Annotated in this window: 20 protein-coding genes; 12 read left to right on the top strand and 8 right to left on the bottom strand. The window is 47.5% G+C overall.

Translation table 11 applies throughout. From position 1 onward, the window contains the following. Positions 1-12: 12 nt before the first annotated feature. Positions 13-1335 (bottom strand): aspartate kinase, encoded by a 1323-nt coding sequence (locus J0M30_07170; protein ID MBN8667273.1) that lies wholly within the window; start codon positions 1333-1335, stop codon positions 13-15. A gap of 46 nt (positions 1336-1381) precedes the next feature. Further along, positions 1382-2476, bottom strand: a complete 1095-nt coding sequence (locus J0M30_07165) for an Ldh family oxidoreductase (GenBank protein ID MBN8667272.1) — start codon at positions 2474-2476, stop codon at positions 1382-1384. Positions 2477-2748: 272 nt separating this feature from the next. On the opposite strand from J0M30_07165, the gene tnpA reads away from it, so the two are divergent. The 4 genes from tnpA to J0M30_07145 all read left to right on the top strand — a co-directional run bounded on the left by tnpA (position 2749) and on the right by J0M30_07145 (position 6973). Then, a complete protein-coding gene (gene tnpA / locus J0M30_07160; GenBank protein ID MBN8667271.1) occupies positions 2749-3210 on the top strand; it encodes an IS200/IS605 family transposase in 462 nt (153 codons plus the stop codon). 207 nt (positions 3211-3417) lie between these two features. Then, a complete protein-coding gene (locus J0M30_07155; GenBank protein ID MBN8667270.1) occupies positions 3418-4398 on the top strand; it encodes an FAD:protein FMN transferase in 981 nt (326 codons plus the stop codon). Between the two features lie 11 nt (positions 4399-4409). Further along, complete coding sequence (locus J0M30_07150; GenBank protein MBN8667269.1) at positions 4410-5609, top strand: Gfo/Idh/MocA family oxidoreductase; 1200 nt, start codon at positions 4410-4412, stop codon at positions 5607-5609. 20 nt (positions 5610-5629) lie between these two features. Next, positions 5630-6973: a DUF1080 domain-containing protein gene (locus tag J0M30_07145; protein ID MBN8667268.1), complete on the top strand. Its 1344-nt coding sequence runs from the start codon at positions 5630-5632 to the stop codon at positions 6971-6973. Between the two features lie 137 nt (positions 6974-7110). Here J0M30_07145 and J0M30_07140 read toward each other — a convergent pair whose 3' ends face one another. Further along, positions 7111-8427: a Gfo/Idh/MocA family oxidoreductase gene (locus J0M30_07140; GenBank protein MBN8667267.1), complete on the bottom strand. Its 1317-nt coding sequence runs from the start codon at positions 8425-8427 to the stop codon at positions 7111-7113. Between the two features lie 178 nt (positions 8428-8605). On the opposite strand from J0M30_07140, the gene J0M30_07135 reads away from it, so the two are divergent. Beyond that, positions 8606-9811 carry an MFS transporter gene (locus J0M30_07135; protein MBN8667266.1) on the top strand — a complete coding sequence of 402 codons (1206 nt, stop codon included), beginning with the start codon at positions 8606-8608 and terminating at the stop codon, positions 9809-9811. A gap of 95 nt (positions 9812-9906) precedes the next feature. Here the strand turns inward: J0M30_07135 and J0M30_07130 are convergent, their stop codons facing one another. Together J0M30_07130 and J0M30_07125 are read right to left on the bottom strand one after the other, a co-directional pair. Further along, entirely contained in the window at positions 9907-11640 is a 1734-nt protein-coding gene (locus J0M30_07130; protein ID MBN8667265.1) for a M14 family metallopeptidase, read from the bottom strand. Between the two features lie 70 nt (positions 11641-11710). Continuing rightward, on the bottom strand, positions 11711-11968 hold the full coding sequence (locus tag J0M30_07125) for a 30S ribosomal protein S20 (GenBank protein ID MBN8667264.1): 258 nt from the start codon (positions 11966-11968) through the stop codon (positions 11711-11713). Positions 11969-12207: 239 nt separating this feature from the next. Here J0M30_07125 and J0M30_07120 point away from each other — a divergent pair, with 239 nt between their 5' ends. Genes J0M30_07120 through J0M30_07105 form a run of 4 tightly spaced genes read left to right on the top strand, consistent with a single transcriptional unit; the run spans position 12208 to position 18375 of the window. Further along, the gene (locus J0M30_07120; protein MBN8667263.1) at positions 12208-14970 is read left to right on the top strand and encodes a 2-oxoglutarate dehydrogenase E1 component; all 2763 of its coding nucleotides are present in this window, start codon (positions 12208-12210) and stop codon (positions 14968-14970) included. Positions 14971-14991: 21 nt separating this feature from the next. Continuing rightward, entirely contained in the window at positions 14992-16221 is a 1230-nt protein-coding gene (odhB, locus tag J0M30_07115; GenBank protein ID MBN8667262.1) for a 2-oxoglutarate dehydrogenase complex dihydrolipoyllysine-residue succinyltransferase, read from the top strand. Positions 16222-16232: 11 nt separating this feature from the next. Beyond that, the gene (locus tag J0M30_07110; protein ID MBN8667261.1) at positions 16233-17096 is read left to right on the top strand and encodes a hypothetical protein; all 864 of its coding nucleotides are present in this window, start codon (positions 16233-16235) and stop codon (positions 17094-17096) included. Between the two features lie 49 nt (positions 17097-17145). Further along, on the top strand, positions 17146-18375 hold the full coding sequence (locus J0M30_07105; protein ID MBN8667260.1) for an Fmu (Sun) domain-containing protein: 1230 nt from the start codon (positions 17146-17148) through the stop codon (positions 18373-18375). Here J0M30_07105 and J0M30_07100 read toward each other — a convergent pair whose 3' ends face one another. The 3 genes from J0M30_07100 to mnmA form a co-directional block, all read right to left on the bottom strand. After that, positions 18376-20337 carry a S8 family peptidase gene (locus J0M30_07100; GenBank protein MBN8667259.1) on the bottom strand — a complete coding sequence of 654 codons (1962 nt, stop codon included), beginning with the start codon at positions 20335-20337 and terminating at the stop codon, positions 18376-18378. 27 nt (positions 20338-20364) lie between these two features. After that, a complete protein-coding gene (locus tag J0M30_07095) occupies positions 20365-21123 on the bottom strand; it encodes a hypothetical protein (GenBank protein MBN8667258.1) in 759 nt (252 codons plus the stop codon). 119 nt (positions 21124-21242) lie between these two features. Further along, positions 21243-22346, bottom strand: a complete 1104-nt coding sequence (gene mnmA, locus J0M30_07090; protein ID MBN8667257.1) for a tRNA 2-thiouridine(34) synthase MnmA — start codon at positions 22344-22346, stop codon at positions 21243-21245. Positions 22347-22630: 284 nt separating this feature from the next. Between mnmA and J0M30_07085 the strand changes: the two genes are divergently transcribed. The 3 genes from J0M30_07085 to J0M30_07075 all read left to right on the top strand — a co-directional run bounded on the left by J0M30_07085 (position 22631) and on the right by J0M30_07075 (position 26525). Further along, complete coding sequence (locus J0M30_07085; GenBank protein MBN8667256.1) at positions 22631-25201, top strand: zinc carboxypeptidase; 2571 nt, start codon at positions 22631-22633, stop codon at positions 25199-25201. 265 nt (positions 25202-25466) lie between these two features. Beyond that, the gene (locus J0M30_07080; GenBank protein ID MBN8667255.1) at positions 25467-25880 is read left to right on the top strand and encodes a single-stranded DNA-binding protein; all 414 of its coding nucleotides are present in this window, start codon (positions 25467-25469) and stop codon (positions 25878-25880) included. Between the two features lie 297 nt (positions 25881-26177). Continuing rightward, complete coding sequence (locus J0M30_07075; GenBank protein MBN8667254.1) at positions 26178-26525, top strand: hypothetical protein; 348 nt, start codon at positions 26178-26180, stop codon at positions 26523-26525. Positions 26526-26664 lie beyond the last annotated feature (139 nt).

Raw genomic sequence — 26664 nt, 5'->3', positions numbered from 1 at the left:
ATTAGCTATTGGCTAATCAAGCCCAAACATCCCCTTATTCAACTGCTGCAGGATTCTTGTTTTATTCTCCGCGGAAACGAGCAGGGAGATATTATGCGGGCTGCCGCCATAGGATACCATCCGCACGGGTATGTTTACAATAGAGCCAAAGAGTTTCTTGATGATATCCTCCGTTTGAGCGATCTCATTTCCCACCACTGAAATGATGGCCTGATTCTCGTCTACTTCTACCGTTCCAAAAGGTTCAAGTTCTTTCAGGATATCCTTCAGGTGTTCGCGGCTGTCGATGGTAAGCGAAACAGCGACCTCCGAAGTCGTGATCATATCAATGGGTGTGCGGTATTTCTCAAACACCTCAAATATTTTACGCAAAAAACCATAGGCCAATAACATGCGGCTGCTCTTGATCCGGATAGCAATGATATTGTCCTTGGCGGCAACAGCTTTTACCCCCACACTACCGGCTTCTTCAGTAATGAGCGTCCCTTTGGCCGAAGGCTCCATAGTATTGAGGAGTTTGACAGGAACCTTATAATGCTGGGCAGGCCAGATAGAAGCAGGGTGCAGGATCTTAGCTCCGAAATAAGCCAACTCCGCTGCTTCATCAAAACTCATTTGTTCCACCGGGCGTGTCTTCTTCACGATACGTGGATCGTTGTTGTGCATCCCGTCAATATCGGTCCATATCTCACACACAGAAGCCTGGATTGCTGCGGCTACCAAAGAGGCGGTATAGTCACTTCCTCCCCGCTTGAGGTTATCGACTTCGCCCCGGGCATTGCGACAGATATAACCCTGGGTAACAAATAATTTTTTATCCGGGTATTGTTTGAGCAATTGGGTGAGTTTTACTTTGATCGTTCCCACCTGTGGTTCATCATTGCCATCAATGCTCATGAATTCAAGGGCCGGCAATAACTTATGATCGATACCTGCTTCTTCGAGGTAAACGGAAAAGAGTTTGGTAGAAAGTAATTCGCCCTGTGCGAGTATGTCCTTGCTGAGCGCTTCACTAAAAGATATCTTCAGGATGATTTGTAAAAATTCAAAATGCTCGGCCACGATCGCCTGAGCGGCTTGCAGGGCCTTTTCAGTTTTCAACAGGTCACGAATGAATTGCTGGTAATGCGCTTCCAACTGGGCGATCTGCTGACTGGCTTGTTCACGTTCCCGTTTGGACAGGAAATCACCAATGGCGACCAGGGCGTTGGTGGTACCACTGAGGGCACTGAGTACGACAATTTTGGGTTCTTCGTCCCGGGTGATCAACTGCGCTACCTGGTGCATGCGCTCGGGCCTGCCCACACTGGTACCGCCAAATTTCATGATCTTCATGTACAATTGATTTTTTTGCGAGGGCAAAGATAATAGGGAATGTTCCTTATTTGCTATTTCCTTCTAATTCTACCGTAAACTTCTCCCCTAAAAACTTAAGATCCTCCACCACCGGGGCCAGTAAAGGTATCCCCTCTTTCATCCGGAGGGTTTCCATTTCCCGCTCAGGATCGCCGGGGATGATGACCCGGTCCTGTCCCTCAACGGTCTTGGCCGTACGGAACCGACGGATCCATTTATCCATATGTAGTTTGAAATCTTCACTCTTTCGAAAGGCATCGATCCGCATGGCCCCAAAGAAATGTCCGATCCCTTTTCCTGGTTGTTCATCGGGCATGGGCACATAGGCTGGAAACGGAGGTACCCAGGGACCATAGTTGGCCCCACTGAGAATTGCTGAGAAAATATCCACCACGGCCCCCAGGGCATAACCTTTATGACTTCCATGTTCGCGGTCACCACCGAGTGGAAGCAGTGCACCTCCGCCTTTTAGCTCGTGCGGGTCCGTGGAGGGCTTGCCCTTTTTATCCTGGATCCAACCCAATGGTGCCACACCGCCTTTGCGTTGTAGGATCTCCAGTTTCCCGTTGGCTGCAGTGGTAGTGGCAAGATCGGCCACAAAAGGAGGTTCTTCCCCTGCCGGGATCGCAACACAAATGGGATTGGTGCCTAATAAACGTTCGGTAGAAAAAGTGGGCGATACCAATGGGCTTGCATTGGTCAATGCGATCCCGATCATATCTTGCTCCAGGGCCATCATGGCATGATAACCTGCTATTCCAAAGTGATTGCTGTTTTGTACACTTACCCAACCCGTTCCCACTTGCTTTGCCTTATCAATCGCTATTTGCATGGCTTTGGGTGCCACCACTAAGCCAAGCCCACTATCACCATCCACCACCGCGGTGGAAGGCGTTTCATGAATGATCTGAATATTTGGCTCGGTATTTACCCGCTTTGCTTCCCATAAACGGATATACCCGCTCAGCCGGGCCACCCCATGTGAATCTACACCCCGCAGATCCGCCGATAAAAGTACCCGCGTAGCCAATAAGGCATCCGCCTCAGAACAACCCGCTTTTTGAAGAATGGTTTGACAGAAAGTGAAGAGAGAGCTGTAGGAATATGTCGTGTTAACCATACCGTAAAAATAGATATATCACTAAGAAGAAATCAAACCCAATTAAAGTATTTTTGAAAATAATGGGAAATCAATAAAAAGAACAATCATCGAAATTGATTTCCATTTCTTGTGCTGCATCTCATTCAATTTTACACACCTCCTTCATTTGTTTATTAGATATGGCCCTGAAAGGGCCCCCCGTTTGTAGCAAACAACAACCAAATGCGCCCAGACCCTGAAGGGGTCTCCCGTTTTTATTAACACTGTTTAAAAAGAGTAAAGCGAACCCCATGGCAGGAAACTATTCGAAACTTTATCTGCATTTCGTGTTTGCCGTAAAAGGCCGTCAATCCTTAATTCCAAAGGAAAGAAAGGAAGAACTACATAAATATATATCAGGTTTGGTTTCGTATCGCAAAGCAAAGCTACTGGCCGTTCACTGTATGCCTGACCATTTACACCTATTTGTAGGCTATCAACCTTCGGTACTCATTTCCGACTTTGTAAAGGAAATCAAATTGGCTACCCATGCATATATTCTCACAAACCGAATAGTCCGTGGCTCATTTGCATGGCAGTCGGGATATGGCGTTTTCTCCTATTCCCATTCCCAAATCGATCGTGTAATTAACTACGTTAAAAATCAAGAAATTCATCATAGGAAAAGGACTTTCCGGGAGGAATATCTTGAACTTCTTGAACAATTTGCCATCGAATACGATTCCAGATATATTTTTTCACCGATTGATTGACTTGAATTTTTTTGGGCGACCCCTTCAGGGTCGGGCGTATTAATTGGGGGTTTTCTACAAACGGGAGGCCCTTTCAGGGCCATGGAAGGCAAATGAATATAAGGGAAGAAATGTTGTTAGATTTGCATAGGACTAAAAGTAAAACAATCCCTAATTATTAATATGCCTCTTGCGCCGACTATAGTCTCTATTATATCTACACTATTCTTGTTCCTATTACATCCCCATGAAAATGAATACAAATCCTACCTCCTTGAAGGAAAAGCCCAGGGCACAACTTATCGCGTCCTCTATTATGCCAATGATAGCCTGGTTACAATAAAAATGATGGATGACCTGCTCGATGGCATTGATAGTTCACTTTCCCTGTATAAACCCTATTCGCTGATCAACCGCTTTAATAACGAGACCGGTGGATTGATCATGGACGCGCATTTTGAAAAAGTACTAACCGCTTCCCTTGAAACCTGGAGAGAGACGAACGGCCTGTTTGACATCACTGTCAAACCGCTGGTTCAGGCCTGGGGTTTTGGGGTAAAAAAAGGTATGACCATCCCCACGCAGGATAGCATATACCAATTATTGGAATGTACAGGGTCAGATAAACTGATCATCACCGGGCATACGGTTTCTAAAAAAAATCCCTGTCTGCAGATCGATATGAATGGCATCGCGCAAGGATACAGCGTAGATATGATGGCTGGTTTGCTGGAACAGGCAGGTATCAGGAACTACCTGGTAGAACTTGGCGGAGAAATTCGCATCAAAGGCCGAAAACAACCTTCGGGGGAAATGTTCCAGGTGGGGATCGAATCTCCTGAAACCAATGAATGGGATCAACCCATCCTTATACGGCAAATTCGGGTACCCGAAGGAGCCGTAACAACTTCCGGCAGCTACCGCAACTATTATGAGAGCAATGGAACAAAAGCCAATCATATCATTCATCCCAAAACGGGTTATCCCGTAAAGAACGACCTGATCAGCGTAACCGTTTGGGCCCGCGATGCCATGACCGCAGATGCCTATGACAATGCCCTTATGCTGATGGGACTGGCCAACGCCCTCGAATTTATTGAAGCCAAAAAAGATATGGCTGCCTATTTTATTTACCGCGATGCGCAGGGTGAGGTAAGGGATACAGCGAGTAGCGGGTTTTTGAAAAAAATAATCATGAAAATGAACTAACTTTTCCGCCCATGAAAAGACGTGATTTTGTCAAACAATCTTCCTGGCTAACTGGTGGCCTTCTCCTTCATCGCCAGATGTGGGAAAGCTTTTCCACCAAGCAGGATTCCCGACCGATACGCATCGGTGTCATTGGCTGTGGTGACAGAGGAAGAGGATTGATCGATACCGCCACCGAACTACCAGAAAAATTTGATGTCGTAGCCGTATGTGATAACCTTGCTTTTCGATTGGATGCGCTTCGCAAAGACTTTTCAGGTAAGAATTGGTCCTATTACAATAACTATCAGGATCTGCTCAATAAAAAAGAAGTGGAAGCCGTGTGGATCGCCGCTCCCCTGCATCTCCATTACGAAATGGCCGTGGCTTCCTTAAAAGCCGGCAAACATGTTTACCTGGAGAAAACGATGACCTATAACCGTAAACAGGCAGGTAAGCTGGTCAGACTTTGCAAAGAATACCCCAAACAGATCTTTCAGGTAGGACACCAATACAGATATACCCCACTCTATTTTCGCATCCGGGATATGATCGAAGGAGGAGCCCTGGGAAAAGTGACGCAGATCCATTGCCGCTGGGACCGGAACTGGGACTGGAGAAGACCGGTACCCGACGGCTATACCGACCGCCAGATCAACTGGCGAATGTATAAAGAATACAGTGGTGGATTGGCCGCCGAACTCCTCTCGCATCAGATCGATTTTATCAACTGGGCCTATGATACCCATCCGGATGAGATCTATGCCACCGGTGGAATTGACTTTTATCCCGATGGCCGGGAGACCTTTGATAACCTGCAAGCCGTTTTGCGGTACAATAAAGCTGGTATGATCGGCAATTTTGGCGCTACCTGTGCCAATGAACGCGAAGGATATATCTTTAAACTCAAAGGAAGCCGGGGCACCATTGAATTATTGATGAACGAAGGCTATTATTATCCCGAGAAACAAACCCGGAAAGAACTTGAAACGGTTGATGGCGTTTCCGGCGCCACCAAAATAGAATGGAACAAAGAAGGCGGTATGCCGCTGGTAAAAGAAAAAATGAAAGATGGTACCTGGTATGCGCTGGTGGAATTTCATAAGGTAGTGACCGAAGGCGGTTTGCCGACCAGTAATGTGCAGACCGGCGCCACCTCCGCCATTTGTGTGGATATGATCAATCAATCCTCCTACAACAAGCGTATCGAACGCTGGGAGAACATTGTCTAATTCTTTTTAAAAACTAATTCATGAAAAAGATATTTCTGCTTATTGCCCTTTATTCCCTTCAGGCAAACGCCCAATGGCAACCGCTTTTTGATGGAAAAACCCTCAACGGTTGGAAGAAGGTCGCGGGCACCGGCGAATACGAGGTACGCGATGGCGCTATTGTAGGGACCAGTGTTCCCAATTCACCCAATACCTTTCTGGTTTCAGAAAAGGAATACGGTGATTTTATCCTGGAACTGGAAATGAAGGTAGAAGATACCACTTCCAATACCGGCGTACAGTTCCGCAGCCATTTTGATCCGCAAGCAAATAACGGGAAAGGCCGTGTATATGGTTATCAGTTTGAAGTAGATCCTTCATCACGTCGCTGGACAGGTGGCATTTATGACGAGGCGCGTCGTGAATGGCTCTATCCCCTTACACTCAATCCAGGGGTACAGGATGCATTCAGGCTAAATGAATACAACAAGATCCGTATCGAAGCGATCGGTCATACCTTACGGACTTTTATCAATGGAAAAGAAGCGGCCTTTCTGATCGATACCGTAGATGCCACAGGATTTATTGCCTTACAGGTACATGGTATTGGAAACCCCGACCATGCAGGACGCAAGGTTTACTGGAGAAATATCCGGATCAAAACTTCCAAACTCAAAGCCAGCCCTTCAAATGGAATTTATATTGTCAATATGATCCCGAATTTCTTAAGCCCCTGGGAAAAGAAAAATGGATTGACGCTTTTGTTTGATGGTAAAACATCTACCGGCTGGACCGGCGCACACAAAGACCATTTCCCCGAGAAAGGCTGGCAGATCGAAAACGGCGAGTTGCGTGTACTGGCTTCCAATGGAGGTGAATCCACCAACGGCGGTGACATTGTGACCAATGAAACCTTTAGTGCTTTTGACCTTTCGTTTGATTTTAAATTGACCAAAGGTGCCAACAGCGGTGTTAAATACTTTGTCACGCTGAATGAAAAGAGTGCAGGATCGGCCATTGGGTTGGAATATCAATTACTCGATGACAGTCTGCACCCCGATGCCAAAATGGGCCGCGAGGGCAATCGCACGCTCGCTTCACTTTATGATCTGATCAAAGCACAAAAAACAACCCGTTTTATTCGTCAACCCGGCGAATGGAACCGGGGTAGGATCGTTGTGTACCCCGATAACCGCGTGGAGCATTATCTCAATGGCATTAAAGTAGTGGAATACCAGCGTGGCTCTCAAGCCTACCGCGATCTTGTGGCGATCAGCAAGTACAAGGTCTGGGAGAATTTTGGCGAAGCCCCCGCCGGTCGTATTTTATTACAAGACCATGGTGATGCGGTTAACTTTCGGAGTGTTAAGTTGAAGAGGTTGTGAGAGGGGGTTGTTGGATGGTGGATGACAGATGACGGATGACTGTTGTCAGATGAAAGGTTTCTTAAATGGAATGAAATTTTGGATAGAAGTCAGTCATCTGTCATCCAACATCCGTCATCCAACATCTAACATCCAACCTACACCACCGGCTCCCACCCTTTCTCATATTCCCTTCTCCACAACTTCATCGCTTCCGAGTCATTTGTGATATGGCCATTGGAAGGATCGCAGAATAAGGTAGTACCTCTTCGCTGGGCGATATTGGCAAGATGACAGAGTAATACACTCTTATGTCCTTCATCCATGGTAGAATTCAGGGTAGCTTCACCCCGAATGCTGTTGATGAAATTATGCAAATGGAAAAAATCCAGGTTACCATTGGCGCTTAACGTATTGGTGGCGGCATTGGAGGCACCCGCCTTCATTTCTTTTACCAGTTTATTATTGGCATCATAGATCGCGTAATCATCATTCCCCCGGTTTACCAGCGTACCATTGGTGCCGTAGATGATGAATCCACGTCCCCCTCCTTCCACTTCAAACTTATTACAGCTACGGCCTTCCCAGGTGATGCTTTTGGCAGTACCAAATTCAAAACTGGCCACCTGGGTATCCGGCATTTCCCAATCATCCTTAAAGGCGTAACGTCCGCCAATGGAAGCTACCTTGGTGGGGAAATCGACTCCCAGCATCCAGCGGCACATATCAATTTCATGCGTTCCGTTATTACAGGTTTCCGCCGTTCCCCAATGCCAGAACCAATGCCAATTGTAGTGAACCAAATTGTCCTGGTAATCACGACGCGGAGCGGGGCCTTGCCAGAGATCAAAATCAAGCGTACCCGGTACAGGTACTTTCTTTCCCGTACCAATGGATTTCCGGTTATTCGCATACCAGGCTTTTCCTAAATAAGCCTCGCCAATGGCACCCTCCCGCACCTGTTTCACCGCATCAATGAGATTGGGCATGGAGCGGCGTTGGTTACCCATTTGTATTTTGGTGTTGGGATACAATTTCATCAGGTCAACCATTAATTCTCCTTCGTAGGGGTTATGACTGAGTGGTTTCTCCACATACACATGTTTACCATTCTTCACTCCCATGATCGTGGCCGGTGCATGCCAATGATCCGGTCCGGCAATGACCAGGGCATCAAAATCTTTCATCTTTACCAGGTCACGAATATCCTTTATCACCATTGGTGCACGGGGTTTATTGGCAAATGGACGCAAGCCATTCGCAATGGCCTTTTCTTCCACATCACAGATATACGCGACCTCAACATTGGGTAGTTGGGAAAAACAATCTGCCAGATAGGCGCCTCTTCCATTCACTCCCATTACAGCGATCAATACTTTGTTACTCGGGGCGTTCTTTCCAAATACAGGAAAGTTCAGAATGGTGATACCGGCGGTGGCGAGGGAACTGTCGCGGAGAAATTTTCGGCGATTCATAGCGGGTTTATTTGTAGCTTAAAGATAGGGATTACTACCACAGAGTCACAAGGGCACAGCGTTATTTGATAAACTAAATTTTCCACGCAAAAATCAATTCCATTAATTCCTCTGTGCCTCTGTGTCTCAGTGGTTATAGCACGAATTCAACAAATATCCCGACATTTGCCTCCGAAACATGACAAAAACCGAACGAATCATCCTCTTTCTGCTCGCGGCACTGAATTTTACGCATATCCTCGACTTCATGATCATGATGCCGCTGAGCAACTACCTGATGCCTTACTTTCATATCGGTGCCCAACAGTTCAGCATACTCGTAGCGTCCTATTCCATCAGTGCCTGTATATCCGGTCTCGTTGTGGCTATGGTCATTGACCGGTTTGACCGAAAGAAGGCACTCATCGTCGCCTATATTGGTTTCATCCTCGGAACCCTGGCATGTGGGGTGGCCCCCAGCTATGGCCTCTTATTGACCGCCCGTATTCTGGCTGGATTGTTTGGTGGTATCCTCGGTGCACAGGCCCTGGCCATTGTAGCCGATCTTTTTACCTATGAACGAAGAGGCCGCGCCATGGGAGCTGTCATGAGTGCATTTGCCGCAGCCTCCATCCTGGGCGTACCCATCAGCCTTTATCTTACCAATCTTTTCAAATTCAACTGGCATGTGCCCTTTCTTGTTATTGGTGGATTAGGTACAGTGCTCATCCCCTTTATGATCATTTACCTTCCCTCGATGGTTGCCCATATACGGAAAGGAGAACAAAAGATCCGATTCGATGCCATCCGAACAGTCGTCGAAAATAAAAGCCAGCGTACGGCCCTGATCTTTTCCTGTCTGTTGATGATGGGGCATTTTCTCATCATCCCTTTTATCAACCCCTATCTGGAATTCAACAAAGGATTCTCCAAAGGCAATATCCCGCTGATCTATCTGTCCGGGGGGATCGCTTCATTTGTAGCGGCTATTTTCCTCGGACGTTATTCAGATAAAGTGGGAAAACTGCCGGTCTTTCTCTGGTCGGTCTTTTTTTCGCTGTTCATGGTGCTGATCATCACGGCCATGCCGAATGTGCATTTCTCCATCATCCTGGGCTTCTTTGCACTCTGGTTCATGCTGGCCACAGGTCGTGCGGTTACCGCACAGGCCATGATCAGTGAAGTGGTATCCAGTGAACAACGTGGAAGTTTTATGAGTGTGAATGGAAGCGTACAGCAATTGGGAAGCGGGATCGCCTCCCTGGCCGCAGGAGCCATTGTGTTTACCGATAAGGCCTCGGGTAAAATAATGCACTACAATTGGGTGGGGTATTTGAGTATTGCGGTGTTGTTTACCACTATGGTTATTGGAAGGTTTATTTTTAAGAAGGTCGACAAAAATTAAATATTTACGCGCATAGCATTGAACTTTACTCGTGTCGCCAGAGGCGACAAGATACACGTGCGAAACCAGAGGTTTCGCACAGCAGCGAGAAAAAATTAATTCCCCACCCTATACACCGGATACCTTAAATAATCCGGTTCGAAGAACACCGAATTTTCATAGACAAAATTCAATTGCGCGCGCCCGTTCTTCGCGAAATTGCTATCGGCCATTCTTTTCTCTTCCAATTTCGTTTTTAGTTCGGGATGGGTTTTCAGATATTCCGCGGCTGTTTCCTCGAACACATAGCCGGAGAAACCTTCTTTTCGCCCGAGTATACCATCGAAATAATTCCAGGCAAAATAGGAATCCGGCGCTCGGGGCTCCAACGTTTCTATCAAAAAACGATTGGCCACCTGGTTCATGGGAATATAGATATCCCCTTTTCTGAATTTCACCATCTCTTTAGTGACCGAAGTTTTCACATCCGTGTTCATGTGATGGGATTCATAAGGGCGTGTGGCAGATTTATAATCATCAATGTGGTACACTTCCACTTCGATCAGGGTATCTTTTTTCAACACCTGCATCTGCACTTTATTGATCTTTAACAGATCGATCACCGGCCACCATCCCTGTGGAATGATATAGGCCTTTGGTTTACGCACCACCAGTTCAGGCTCATAGAAATTATAAAACCTGACCGTGGTCTCATAGGGTTTTGCCCGGTCATAATACAACCGGTTCTGTCCCGAAATCTCGCTGGGTTTATATCCCGACTTAAACCCTTTGTATAAGCGCTCGCTGTACCGGCTCTTATCAAGTTTCCATGTCAGCGGAAATTCAACCTGGTTCAACACGGCTTTGCGGTCTTTATCCCGGGCCATGCGAATGGCCTCACTGTTGGCAGAAATAAAATCAATAAAACTCTTCATCAACTCCAGCGTAGACTCTACCCGTTGAGGATAGGGTTTTAGCATATGCGTTTCGGCCACAAAAGAAAAGGTGGACCATAAAGCGCCATAGCCGCTGCCATACCGAGGGCCTTCAAAAAATTCAGGCCAGCCTTCTTCGGGTGTATCTCCAAAACTGTTTACATAGGGTATAAGGTCATACCCCTTTTTTTTCATCGAGGCATAGATACCCGGTTCCATTTGTTTGTTCAGATAGGTCCCGGTTTCTCCACCCAGTTTATTGTGCTGCGTGGCGATCAGCGTCATCACATGCTGATAATCGGCCCCGTTGCTGACGTGGTTATCCAGAAATACATCGGGTTGGGTAAGATGAAATATCTCGGCAAATGATCGGGCTTCTTTGGAATCCGCTTTGATAAAGTCACGGTTCAGGTCAAGGTTTTGCGAATTACCCCGGAAACCAAATTCATTGGGCCCATCCTGATCCACCCGGTAATAAGGGCTACGGTTAAGACAGCCTCCGATATTATACACGGGAATGATCGCCAACACCACATTATCAGGAAGCTTGATCTTATTCAGTACAATGTCTTTGGCCAGGAGCATGGTGGCATCAATACCATCTGGCTCACCCGGGTGAATGCCATTATTGATCAGGAAAACGCGTTTATTGTTCTTCCGGATATTGGTAAAATTATGATCGCCATTGTTGGCAATCACCACCAGATGGAGTGGATACCCTGCATCGGTCATCCCCATGGTGAGCATCTTGACCTTCCCTGAATACGTATCCAGCTTTTGCCACCAGTCGATCACTTCGGTGTACACCGGTGTTTCCTTTCCCATGGTCTTTTCAAAGCGGGTCACCGGCACCTGGGCCTGTGAACGGAATGCCATCAACAGGAGGATGAGGAAAAGAGGGGAAGACTTTCTCATGCGCATAATTTGGCTAAAAATAAAAAAGGCACCCGGTATGGATGCCTTTTTTTATAAATTATTTAAAAGCTTACTTGGCGAGGGTATTCACCTTCTTGGCCAGCTTGCTTTTCAGGTTGGCTGCTTTGTTCTTGTGGATGATACCGCGTTTAGCGAGTTTATCGATCATGGAAGCTACCTTGGGGTATTCTTCTCCGGCTGCCGCTTTTTCCTCCTGAGAGCGCAGGTCACGAATGGCATTACGGGTGGTTTTACCGTAATATTTATTTCTTTCCCGGCGCTTAGTTGCCTGACGAACATCCTTCTTGGTAGCCTTGTGATTAGCCATATAAATTCAGAGTTTTTGTCCTAAAATTTAGGGAGGCAAAGGTAGGGGGAATGGGAGATATTTCCAAAAAGGACCTTGATTTTTAGGGATTTTAAGGAAAAAAGAGGAAAGTGCCTGAGTGCCAAGGCGCCAGGGCGCAAGGTACTAATGATTATCAAGGAAGTAGAAGGCCAGGCCGGATCAATCAACTCTGCACTTTTTGAACGATATTTGTGCTCCAATAAAAATTCCCCTTGTCGATGAAGGATTTTTCCTACATAACGAGTTCGTCCCCTGCTTATATTGAAACGATTTACCAGGATTTTCTCAGGAACCCCGAAACTGTTGACCCTGAATTCCGTAAATTCTTTGAGGGATTCGATTTTGCTGTCAGTTCTGCTAAGCCTGCGTTGAACGGCAAATCCCCGACATCAACGTCTGAAACCCTGCCCTCCACTCCTTCCTCCCTTGACTGGGCCAAGGAATTAGGTGCCTATCGGTTGATCCTGGGTTACCGGAATAAGGCCCACCTGATCGCGGATACCAATCCCATTCGTAAGCGTAAAGACCGTGGAGCAAATCTTAACCTCGATTTCTTTGGGCTGACAGAGAACGATATGGACCGGACCTTTCAGGCAGGTAACCTGATCGGACTGGGACCAGCCACGCTTCGACAGATATTGAATCATTTGCAACAATGCTATGCCGGAAAGGTCGGTATCGAGTTCAAGTATATCAGCAACCAGGTAAAAGTGGACTGGCTCACGCGGGAAATGGAAAAAGATTTTGTGCGTCCTCTTTCCCTGGAAAAAAGAAGAAGGATCCTGCAAAAAATAAATGACGGTGTCATCTTTGAAAAATTCCTTCACACCAAATATGTAGGACAAAAACGTTTCTCCCTCGAAGGGGGAGAAAGTACAATTGCCGCCCTCGATGCGATCATCCATACCGGCGCTCAATATGATGTGCAGGAAGTCGTGATCGGGATGGCCCACCGTGGCCGCTTGAATGTACTGGCAAATATCATGGGCAAGACCTATGAACAGATCTTTAGTGAATTTGAAGGCACGGCCAAAATGGACCAGACCATGGGCAGTGGCGATGTGAAATACCATATGGGTTACGGTAGTGAGATCACCACGGAAGACAACCGCCGTGTTTATCTGAAACTCATGCCCAACCCATCGCACCTCGAGGCGGTGGACCCCGTGGTTGTGGGCTTTGCCCGCGCCAAGGCGGATGTGATGTACGAAGAGCAATTTGACAAGATCCTTCCCATCCTGATACACGGAGATGCCTCTGTAGCTGGTCAGGGTATCGTATATGAAGTTTTACAAATGAGCAATCTTCAGGGCTACCATACCGGAGGAACGATTCATTTTGTGATCAATAACCAGATCGGATTTACTACCGATTTTGATGATGCCCGCAGTTCCGATTATTGTACCTCGCTGGCAGCTATGATCCAGGCCCCGGTCATGCACGTGAACGGCGATGACCCCGAAGCCGTGGTGAAATGTGTGGAGATCGCTACGCGCTATCGCCAGGAATTTAACAGCGATGTATTCATTGATATGGTTTGCTATCGCAAACATGGACACAATGAAGGCGATGACCCCAAATTTACCCAGCCACATCTGTATGCGCTGATCGATAAACACCCTAACCCACGGGAAGTGTATACTCAATACCTGATGGAGAATGGGGAACCCGATGCGCAGGACCTGGCAAAGAACATGGAGGCCAAATTCTGGCAGGACCTGCAGGCGCGACTGGATGGGGTAAAACAAAATCCCCTTCCCTATCATTACCAGCAACCTGAACAATGGTGGAGGAGCCTGCGTCGTGCGAACCATGAAGACTTTGACCAGTCACCCATTACCGCCATCACCGCCGAGCAGTTTCAAACTATTTTTGATGCCATCATGAAATGGCCCGAAGGGTTCAAACCCCTGCGGAAAGTGGAAAAGATCCTGCAGGATAAGATCAAGCTTTATCTCACCGAAAAGAAAATAGACTGGGCCACCGGAGAACTCATGGCCTATGCAAGTATCATCTTAGATGGCAATGATGTCCGGATGAGCGGACAGGATGTACGTCGGGGTACCTTCTCCCATCGCCATGCCATCCTGCGCGATGAAAATACGGATGAAGCTTATTTCCGGTTGAGCCGCATACCCGGCGCTACCGGTAAATTCAGGATATATAATTCCCTGCTGAGTGAGTATGGTGTATTGGGATTTGAATATGGATACGCCATGGCCAATCCACATGCCCTGGTTCTGTGGGAAGCCCAGTTTGGCGATTTCAGCAACGGAGCCCAAACCATGATCGACCAGTTCATTTCTGCCGGTGAGCAAAAATGGAACCGGATGAATGGAGTTACCATGCTGCTGCCCCATGGATATGAAGGCCAGGGACCCGAACACTCCAGTGCGCGGATGGAACGTTTTCTCCAAATGTGTGCCGAATTGAATATGGTGATCACCAATATCACTACGGCCGCTAACCTGTTCCATGCCCTGCGCCGTCAACTTGCATGGCCCTTCCGTAAGCCATTGGTGAATTTTTCGCCAAAAGCCAATCTTCGTCACCCGGGTTCTTATTCTCCTGAATCCGCCTTCATGTCGGGAGGTTTTCAGGAAGTGATCGATGATGCCTTTATCACCGATCCGCAACAAGTGACCAAAGTGTTGTTCTGCAGCGGCAAGATCTACTTTGACCTGGCAGAAAGACAACAAAAAGAGAATATCAGGAATACCGCTCTTATACGCCTGGAGCAATTGTACCCCTTACCGGAAAAACAACTGGAAGCCCTGTACAAGAAATACAGCCGGGCTACCTGGTTCTGGGTTCAGGAAGAACCACTGAATATGGGTGCGGCCAGTTTCCTGCAAATGAACCTGAAGAGCATCAACTATGGTGTCATCAGCCGGCAACCCAGTGCCGCTACGGCCACCGGCTTTGCCAAAGTACATGCACAGGAACAAAGCGAGATCATCGACACTGCATTTTCAATTTAAATACAGCGCAACAGCGAATATATGATCAACATTAAAGTACCAACGGTTGGCGAATCCATCAGCGAAGTGACCCTGTTGAAATGGGTAAAGAAAGAAGGTGATTATGTAGAAAGGGATGAAGTGATCGCCGAACTGGAAAGTGAGAAAGCCACTTTTGAAGTCAATGCCGAACAGGCCGGTATATTGAAATGGGCCGCCAATGAAGGCGATACCCTGAAGATCGGAGATGCCCTGGGCTCTATTGACGAAACAGCTGCTAAACCCGCCAAAGCCGAAACAGCTGCACCCGCCGCCGCGGCCACACCCGCCACTGCATCCACCACCACCCAAACCACCACTGCTGCCGCAGCTTCATCAGGAAATGGATCCCTTAAAGCTTCTCCGGTGGCCGCTGCCATTATCGCTGATAAAAAGATCGATCCAAAGACCGTGACCCCGAGTGGATCGGCTGGTAAAATATTGAAAGATGATGTACTCGCGGCGCTGAGCCACCCGGGTACCAAGGCCGGTGCGGAACTTTTTTCCCGTAACCAGCGGAAAGAAAAGATGAGCAACCTGCGCAAGACCATTTCGCGCCGGTTGGTGGAAGCCAAGAATACTACGGCCATGCTCACCACCTTCAATGAGGTGAACATGCAACCGGTGATGGACATTCGGGCGCAGTACAAAGACAAATTCAAAGAGATACATGGCGTAAACCTGGGCTTTATGAGCTTTTTTGCCAAAGCCTGTGCCTTTGCCTTGCAGGAATGGCCAACGGTAAACGCCTATATAGACGGAGAAGAACTCATCTACCATGATTATTGTGATATCTCTATCGCAGTTTCCACCCCACGGGGATTAACGGTGCCGGTTATGCGCAATGTGGAAAGCCTGAGCATGGCCGATGTGGAGAGAAAGGTGGTGGAACTGGCTGGCAAGGCGCGTGACAATAAACTCACCATGGAAGAGTTACAAGGCGGAACCTTTACCATCACCAATGGGGGTGTATTTGGTTCCATGCTGAGTACGCCGATCATCAATATTCCTCAAAGCGCCATCCTGGGTATGCACAAGATCGAAGAGCGTCCCATAGCCCTCAATGGACAGGTTGTGATCCGTCCGATGATGTACCTCGCGCTAAGCTATGATCACCGGATCATTGATGGCCGGGAATCGGTCAGCTTTTTGGTGCGTGTAAAGGAATTACTCGAAAATCCGCAGCAACTGCTGTTTGGAAAAGACCCTGTGAAAGCCTTATTGGAATTATAAAAACCATAAACATGAAAATAAGAATTACCCTCGCTGCCATATCCCTGATGGCAGGATTGACCGCATGTCAAAAAGAGATCAGTTCTGAAGATGGTGGCGGTACCGGAAATACAAATGGAAACTCAGTTGGAGAATTATTAATAAAAACGGTAGCCAAGACTGGCGCTGATTCTCTGGTAACCAATTATACCTACGATGCTTCCAAACGTTTGATGCGGGAATTCATTAAAGGCAAATCCAATGGCCAGGACTTTGAGAACGACATCCGGGTCGTTCGCAATGCTTCTGGCATCATCACTCATGTTATTCAAAAAAACCCACAATTCCAGGCCATGGGTATCGATAGCGCGGTTTCCAAAATCTATTATGATGCAGGAAGTAGTCGGTATACAGCCCGTGCGACCGAATTAACATTGGGTGGGTTTACCAGTGTGGACAGCACCGTTTTCACCTATAACTCAAGCGGGCTAATAATAAGGCAAGATACTTATAATGGCAGCCCTGCCCTTGGCGCACCCATGGCGTTGAATGTTAAGTTTGAGTTCACTTATAGTGCCGAAGGAAATGTCATCAAGAATCAATCGTATTCTTATGACGCAACAACAAGTAGTTGGGACCTTATTGCTGTTATTGACAATACCTTTGATACAAAAGTTAGTCCGATAAAATTATCCAGCACAGAAGCTGCCGCGATGCTAAAAGCTGATTGGAGTTCCACCAACAATGCCACCTCAATCGCCTTACAGGATCTGGCTACTGGTGCAGGAAGTTTCAACATGACTATTTCCTATACCTATAACTCACAGAACAAACCCGCTACTTCCCAATCAACCCGTCAGGGCGTGACTACGAATACCGTATTTTATTACCAATAAACTGAGCCGCCACCATTCACATATCAATACCGCCTGCCAACTGCTGGAAATGTATAAGGGTGAAATGCCCTTTTCCCATTTTCTGAAAGCCTGGTTTAAAACAGAAAAGAAATTTGGTTCCCGGGACCGTAAGGTCATATCTGACCTCTGCTATTCCGCTTTTCGTCTCGGAAAAGCCGGGCTATCCCTGTCCACCGAAGAACGAATATTAACCGGCTATTTTTTAACCCATCAGGAACCATCCGATCTTTTAGCTTCCCTGCGACCGGAATGGAATGAACAGATACATCTGACACAAGCAGAAAAAATCGATCGGCTTAACCGACCATTTGATCCTTCCGGAATTTTCCCCTGGCTAGATCAACTGAGCCACGGAATTGAAGGGCCCTCCTATTCACTTTCCTTTCTGATCCAACCCGATCTCTATCTTCGTATCCGTCCGGGTCATGAAAAAGCAGTGATCGAAAAACTCAACACCGCCAAAATACCCTATACCCTTATCGGGTCTCATACATTACAGGTGCAGAATGGGATTAAATTGGAGGAGGTGGTGGAGGTGAATAGAGAGGTAGTGGTGCAGGATCTGAGCTCGCAACATTGTCTTGACCAGGATTGGGGGGATTGGTGGATTTTCAGGATTGATTTAAAGAATTCACCGCAAGAAAATAAAATTGAGGATTGGGAACCTTCCAATATTGATTTAAAGAATTCAATCCCAAAAATCAATCCTGAAAATCCAAAAATCCCCAAAATCCTGGTCTGGGATGTATGTGCTGCCTCGGGAGGAAAATCCATTTTATTATGGGATCTGATCGGCCCCCTCGATCTTACAGTCAGTGACTCCCGCGCGTCGATACTCTCCAATCTCTCCACCCGTTTTTCAGAAGCGGGTATCCAGGGATACAAAAAATTTGTCGCCGATCTTACACGACCTGTATCCTTTGAAGGGAATAAAAAATTCGATCTCATGGTGGTGGATGCGCCCTGTACGGGTAGCGGTACCTGGGGACGAACACCCGAGCAATTGGTATTTTTTGAGCAGGAAAAGATCGGGGAATATGTACAGCTCCAGCGCCAGATACTGACGAACAGCCTGCCTCATTTAAAACCCGGAGGACGGTTGGTGTATATTACCTGCTCGGTATTTAAGGAAGAGAATGAAGGAAATGTAAAATGGCTCGAAGAGAATTTCTCATTAACCTGCCTCGGAAGTGGAAGCATTGAAGGCTATACAAAGAGAGCAGATAGCTTGTATTCGGCTTTTTTTGAAATCCATTAATCACTTCCTTACCACTTTCACACTCCGCTTATTCACCCCATCATCAAACCGCAGGACATAGGTCCCCGCTGCAATGGACTTTATCACTGGGAAATCAACCGTATACACTCCATCCTTTTGGACAGATAGATTTTTATTTGCCGCTACCAAGCGACCGCGGCTATCATACAACATCAACTGTGCCTGCCCTGTAAGCTGTGCTTTGAAGGTAACAAACAGGTCACGGTCAAAAGGATTGGGGAATACACGCAACCAGTCATTTTCAAAAAGAGTCGATTCCTTGGTCAGGGAAATGCTGGTGTCTTTGGTGGCAGTTTTGTAGTTGACAAAATAGACGCCACCGGGTAAACCTCCCAGGTTGGTGAAACTATGCTGACGTACATCGAGCGAATCGGTAGTCAGTATCACACTGTCCAATTTTGTTCCCAATCCATTGCGCAAATAAAGTCTTACCTCACCCGATATTTCGGAAATAAACTCCGCGTCGATCTGGTCGGTAAAGGGATCGGGTTGGGCACGAAACCAACCAGTAGGCCCAAACTGGAGCCGGCTCTTATCCGCTTTCAGGATATAATAGGCGGTACGCATGTTGGGTATGCCATACCCAAAACGGTCATCTGGGGTGGTGTATTTGTGTGCGCTCTTTTGCAGCGCGTCAATCACTTTCATGTTATTGAACTCGGGGAATGCCTGCCAGAGGCAACTCACTAAACCGGCCATATTGGGATTGGCAAAGGAAGTTCCATTTCCACCCACCGGATTACCGGCCCCATTGGCAATGATGGTTCCTTGTCCGACTGATGACACATTGGGTTTGATCTTTCCTGCTGAATTAGGTCCCCAACTCGAGAACCCGGCAATATTTCCTGCACTGTTTACGGCTCCAACAGCTACCACACTGTCCCCATCTGCGGGACAGGAAACAAACTTGATCTGTGATGTTTGTGCGCCATAGTTCCCGGCGCTATTCATCACGATCATTCCTTTTTTGGCAGCCAGGTTGGCGGCACGGGTGATCAAGGTGGTCTTTCCATTCCTTTCGGCATAGAGGTGATCAAAGGAAGGGTCATCAAAATCCTGATATCCCAATGAGGAGGATATCAGATCCGATCCCACACTATCCGCATATTCAGCGCCACATACCCAGAAATGTTCTTCAATCGGATATTCACTGGATACATCTTCCGTAACAAATAACCAGAATTTGGATTGAGGGGAAGTCCCCACCATGGTACCCGGTCGGTTAGCCGCAATGGTTGACAAACAGTTCATGCCATGTCCACTGAACCCATCGGTGTTTGTGGCATTGTGTACAAAATCCCATTCACCCAGTACCTGACCATTGAGCCGGATGCTGTCAAATGCGGGATTGGTTTTATAGGTAGAGAACCCGCCATCGAGTACGGCGATCACCATACCCTGCCCCTGAAAACCTCTGTCATGAAGAAACTCTCCATTATGAATATGCACCTGGTTAAAGGTCTGTCCATAATTGACATCTGTTCCGTTTTCGCGGGCGGCAAATGGAAAAGCAGGACCGTTAGCCGTTTCCTGGTCAAATTTATTTCTTGTGGGAGGCAGATCGGGTCGAAGCCTGGGCGCTACGGCATTCACCGTTTTCACAAAAGGAAAACTCTGGATCTTCGCCAATGCCGCCGGATCATCCGTGCGAATGGCCACCTGGTTCATCCATTTGGAAACATTCAGTACCTGTACATTGGGTACGGAACGAATGCTATCGAGATAACGGGGTGTAACAGGCAGATCGGTACTATCGATCGATATACCATAGCGCGTGCGGCGATCAATGGCACGAGTGGATAGATAAGCGGAAGGGTTGTTGAACGTGTAAGGCGTACCGGCCTTATCGGTAAAGGCTACCACATGACGGTCGTACTGGGCCTGGACCAGCCCGGAAACAAGGAACAATTGCAGCAAACCAAGTATTCTCTTCATTCTCATGTTCGTATTGTTCCCCAAATTTAGGGATCAATTATGACTGATCATCCACATCTTGATTCCAAAACCACAGTACACACCGGTGGGAAGTGAACCGGGTGGTTGATATTCCCAGAGGATATGTTCGCGAAAAACAAGACCGAGGCCTTTTGCATATTTATCAATCCCATAGATACGCGCCGAATAGATCGGTGAATCATCGGTGATATCTTCCTGTTGAACGGTCCATACATCGGTATAGGTCTCTCCTTCGATGGTCTCTGAATCGGCCCTTTCGCCATCATAGAAATAATCCGACTCCTCCCAGAGATTATCAAAACTGTTGAAATGACAAAAAGGTTCATAGGAATCATCCGGAAAATAACTATTGCCCTTCCAGGTATAATTGGCTTTCAGCGGAAGGTGCATTTTGATATAGCGGAGATTATTCTCATTGACCTCCACTTGTTGATCTGTTACCGTTACGAGGTAAGAGCCATTGGGGACCCAGGGGTTATTACCCGCTGAATCACGGAGGTAGGTGACAACGCGGTATGAAGGCCGTCCCAACCCATCCGTGGTCGCTCCATCCACCTCATGCTTTACCTGGTATTTGTGTACCTCAACGGTCGTATTCAGGTTGGTAAAGACGGTGGAATCCAAACGATAAATGATGTATTTGCCCACTTCAAGGGGCATGTAATCCGAAAGGGGTTCGGTGATAAAATCCTCAGTCTTTTTTTCACAGGAGATAAGGCCTGCAAGAAAAAGGAGGATCAGGACAGGTCGTTTGATGGATTGGTATTTCATTGAAAAGGATCGGCTTTTATTTTTTTTCGTTTCTCGCGGCGGCCGCTGCGTTATACGCTGCGAGCGCGGCGGGAAACTCTGATCAAAAACGTCCAAAAATCGCCTTTATTGCATTGATTCTAAATCAGTTCCCCTCTTTGTATGATACCCCCGCCGATGACGTCATCGTCCTCATAAAACACCGCGCTCTGTCCGGGTGCCACCCCTTTGGCCGGGCCTGCAAATTCCACTTTTACCCCTTGATTATCAGGGTATAAATGGGAAAGCGTGCCGGCATCCCGGTAGCGGATCTTTGTCACCGCCTCAAAACCCGGGGTGATTGTATCGTATTTGATCATATTGATCCGGGCCACCTGCATGGTCGTTTTATCCAGGTCTTCCTCATCCCCCAACACCACCGAATTCGAATCCGGGTCGATCCCCGTAACGAATACTGGTTTCCCAAACGTAATTCCCAACCCCTTCCGTTGCCCAATGGTGTAAAAGGGATAGCCCTGGTGCTGGCCCAAAATCCGGCCTTCCTTATCCACAAAATTGCCACCGGCTACTCTTGCCTCTAATGAAGGATCTTTTCTTTTCAGGAACCCACGGTAATCATTATCCGGCACAAAACAGATCTCATAGCTCTCCAGCTTTTTGGCCAGTTCAGGGTAACCATAATCAAAGGCCATCTGCCTGATCTCCGTTTTTTTATAGGGGCCCAGGGGCAATAAGGTGCGGCTCAGCAGGTCTTGTTGCAAACCCCACAATACATAACTCTGGTCCTTGGTGGAATCCACGGCCTTGCTTACCACAAACCGCCCATTATCATGCTGGCGGATCTTAGCATAATGCCCTGTGGCGATATACTCACAGTCAAGCGCATCCGCTCTTTTCAACAAGGCCCTCCACTTGATATGTGTATTGCATAAAACACATGGGTTGGGTGTCCGGCCGGCCAGGTATTCATCCACAAAATTCTCGATCACGAAATCACCAAACTCATCACGTATATCCAGGATAAAATGCGGGAACCCGTGCTGGACCGCTGCCATACGGGCATCATTAAAACTGTCGAGGTTACAACAACCTGTTTCCTTTTTGCCCCCACCACTGGCGGCATAGTCCCAGGTCTTCATGGTAATACCCACCACCTCATATCCCTGGTCATGCAGCATCAGGGCGGTGACGGTACTGTCGATACCGCCGCTCATGGCTACCAGGACTTTTCCTTTTCTACTCATAGTTATTCAATTCGAAGCGGCAAAGATAGAGCAGGATTTTGGGATTTGGGGATTGGATGTTGGTTGGTGGATGACAGAGAACAGATGACAGATGACGGATGACGGATGACAGATGACAGATGACTGATGACTGATGACAGAGTTCCAGGGAGATATGAATCTTAAGATAGAAGTCGGTCATCCGTCATCTGTCATCTGTCATCCACCATCCAACATCCAACATCCTCCATCCGCCACCCAACATCCATTTTCTCCGTATCTTCCACACACCCAAACTAAAACGAATGAAAAGAATATTTCACCTGTTTATTCTGCTATTTGCTATTACAACAAACGCACAGGAATTAAGTTATTATCTCCCCCAAAATATCCAGTACGATCCGCGTATCCCCAAGCCGGAGGAGGTGATCTATCATCATGTAGGGGAATGGCATATCACCCATGACCGGCTGGTGAATTACATGAAGGCGATCGATGCCGCCTCCGACCGGGTGAGCCTGGAGACCATGGGTTTATCGTATGAAAGCCGGCCACAGGTGCTGCTGATCATCACTTCACCAGCCAACCACGCCCGGTTGGAAGAGATCCGGCAGCAACATATCAAACTCACTGATCCGGCCCAATCAGGTTCCGTGGATATTTCCAATATGCCCATAGTGGTGTATATCGGTCATTCCATTCATGGCAACGAAGCCAGTGGCGCCAATGCCAGTTTGCTCAGTGCCTACTATCTGGCGGCAGCCCAGGGAAAAGAGATCGATGAATTGTTGAACAATACCATCATTTTATTTGATCCCTCTTTCAATCCCGATGGATTGCAACGGTTCTCTACCTGGGCCAACCAGCACAAGAGCAAGAACCTGGTAAGTGATCCCTCCTCGCGCGAGTTCAATGAGGTTTGGCCCGGTGGGCGTTTCAACCACTATTGGTTCGACCTTAACCGTGACTGGCTGCCGGCCGTACACCGCGAAAGTCAGAACCGGTTGGAATGGTTTCACCGTTGGAAACCCAATATCCTCACCGACCACCACGAACAGGGCAGCAGCGCCACTTTCTTTTTTCAACCCGGTGTGCCTTCCCGGGTCAATCCCATCACCCCGCTTAAGAACCAGGAACTGACCGCCAAACTGGGAAAATTTCATGCCGCCTATCTCGACAAGATCGGTTCCCTGTATTTTACCAAAGAGAGTTATGATGATTTCTATTATGGAAAAGGTTCCACCTATCCCGATGTCAATGGTGCCATCGGCATCCTGTTTGAACAGGCTTCCTCCCGCGGGCATTTACAGGAAACCGATAACGGGTTATTGACCTTTCCGTTTACCATCCGCAACCAGTTTACCACTACCCTTTCCACGCTGGAAGGAGCCCGGCAATTACGCACCGAATTCCTCCAGTGGCAAAAGGATTTTTATACGACAGCCCTCAAAGAGGCCGCCGCCTCTCCCGTAAAAGGATATGTATTTGGCAGCCAGACGGACAAGACCAAATCTGCCATCTTCACCGAAATGCTCCTGCGCCACCAGATACAGGTATATGAACCCGGTAAGGCCACGGCGATCAATGGCATCCAGTTTACGCCCGGAGATGCCTATTATGTCCCGACCGATCAGCCCCAGTTCCGGTTGATCCAGGCCATTTTCACCAAAACCCTGGAGTACAAAGACAGTTTGTTTTATGATATCACGGCCTGGACACTTCCCCTCGCCTATGGGCTCAGTTATGCCGAGGCAAATGCCACACAGGCCGCCACACTGACGGGTGGTAAACGCATTCTTCAGCCAAGGGCTATGACGGGCACTTTAACCGGTAAGAGTGAATACGCCTATCTGTTTGACTGGAACGAGTTCTATGCCCCCCGGGCCTTGTATGAGCTTCAACAGGCCGGTATCCTTACCAAGGTGGCTACGACGTCCTTTGAGGTGATGGTGGCTGGAGCTACACGCAAATTCCAACCCGGAAGTATCATGGTGCCGGTGAGTCTTCAGTCCATGGACAGCGAAAAATTATTTACCCTCCTAAAGGGCATTGCCTCGTCCAATGGGATCGAGATATTACCTGTTACCACCGGGGCATCGGTTACCGGAAGTGACCTGGGCAGCCGCAATTTTGCCGTTACCCAAAAGCCCCGTATCGCCATGATCGTGGGCACCGGGGCCAATGCCACCGATGCCGGAGAGGTTTGGCACCTGCTTGATCAGCGGTTCAATATGCCGGCCACTCATTTGGAGCAGGGCCTGTTCAACCAGGCCGATCTGACCAAATACAATACCCTGATCATGGTGGGCGGACGATATACAACGATTGACAAAGAGAAACTCAGGCAATGGATAGAAGCTGGTGGCACCTTGATCCTCACTGAGGAATCCATTAACTGGGCCCAGCAGGCCGGAATCAGTACGGTTGGATTCAAGCGTACCCGTCCTGCCACGGATAGCGCGACGGTGATCCCCTATACCGATCTTGGTCAGGTGCGTGGGGCCCAGCAAATGAGCGGGGCCATCTTCAGCGCCGATTTTGACCCCACCCATCCCCTCGCCTATGGATATCCCGGAAAAACGGTGAGCCTGTTCAAAGCCAACAATGTATTTCTGGAGATCCCCCGCAACCGCAATGCGGCCCCCTTTCAGTATGGAAAGGCGCCCTTGCAGAGTGGCTGGCTCAGTCAACAGAATTATGCGGCCATGAAGAATTCCGCCGCGGTGGTGGTGAATGCTGTGGGTAGTGGCCGGGTGATCAATATTGCGGATAATCCCAATTTCAGGGCTTTTTGGCTGGGCGGGACAAAGTTGATGATGAACGCGATCTTTTTCGGGAGACTGATTGAGGGTGGCTCAGCGAGGTCGGAAGAATAAAAATTATCACCGCAGAGAACAGGAGAACGCGGAGTTACGCAGAGAATTTGACTGCTATGACACTCGTACACAAAGATTCGCCAAGTGCTAATAGCTAAATGCTAATGGCTAATACCTGTCTCTGCGTAACTCCGTGTTCTCTTGTTCTCTGCGGTGAGTCTTGAAAACACCCCACCTTTTGGGGGTAAATCGGATTGTTTAGGAATTCAGAAACCCCTTATTTTGCCTTGTTAACTATTTTACGTACGATTAAAAATTGAGCACTATGATCAAAATGCAAGTAATTGGCCACCTCGGTAAGGACTGTATTGTGAATACAGTAAATGGCAAGAACGTGATCAACTTTACGGTAGCGCATACCGAGAAGTATCGCGACAGTCAGGGTAACAACCAGGAGAAAACGACCTGGGTTGACTGTGCTTATTGGACAGACCGTACCGGGATCTCCCCCTACCTTTTGAAAGGGAAGCAGGTTTATGTCGAGGGTACGCCCGAGGTCAGGACCTTTACCCGTCAGGACGGTACGGCCGGCGCTTCGTTGAGTCTACGGATTCGCGAGGTACAGTTATTGGGAGGCCGTGGCGATGCCGGTGGTTCTTCCTCCTTCTCCGACAATGTCCGTTCAGATGCGCCTGCATCGGTTGATGCTGGTGAGCCGGTAGATGATCTGCCGTTCTGAGTGGTGGCCAGTTAAATTTCAAGAAGGTCCCTCCCATTTTGGGGGGGATTTTTTTTGGGTTTTGTTTTTGGAAAAATCATACAAAATCGAGTAAATTACATCAAACCTTATCGAAATCCCGCCTTTTCGAAATTCTTCATAAATCACTGGAAATGAGGTAAGGTAGAAAACCGGTCTGTGACTGAGGTGCACGAAGTGCGCGATGAGGGGTAGGTTTTTGATTTTACTGCAGAGGCACGGAGAAAAATTCAACTTTACGGCTTACTTGCATTTTTTCAATACCTATAAAAGTATCGTATGATAATTTGGTCAGGTTACGGGTTTCTGGTTTTTATAGTTGTTTTTATTAACTCTTTACTTGCTAACCTAATTACCACATACTTAACAAAAGAGGATAGTTTTTATCAAACGAATTTAATCCCCCTTGGTATTTCATTTCTTTTCTCTGCAGTAGTTATTAAATTATTTGCAGAGTATTTTAATAAACTGAAATCCGAGAACAAAGGAACACGAATTTTTGACCAACTTACAATTGCAGGCGGTGACCAAAACAAACTATTCTTTATCCCTTTTCGATTTTGGACACCTATATTGGCGTGCTTAGGATTTGTACTGGTATCCTATCAATTGCTGGCAAAAAAGTAAATGCTTTTTTAAGCCTTTAATAGGTGCCACAATTAACCTTGTTTAGCAAATTCGAAAATTGGCTCAACGTCGAATGACTAAACTCCCAGTAACAAGGGGATTTATAATATACTGGCTTTATGAATATGACGAGATCATC

The sequence above is a fragment of the Chitinophagales bacterium genome, assembly GCA_017303415.1.
Classification (GTDB): domain Bacteria; phylum Bacteroidota; class Bacteroidia; order Chitinophagales; family Chitinophagaceae; genus SpSt-398.
This window is presented reverse-complemented; position numbering and strand designations above follow the sequence as displayed.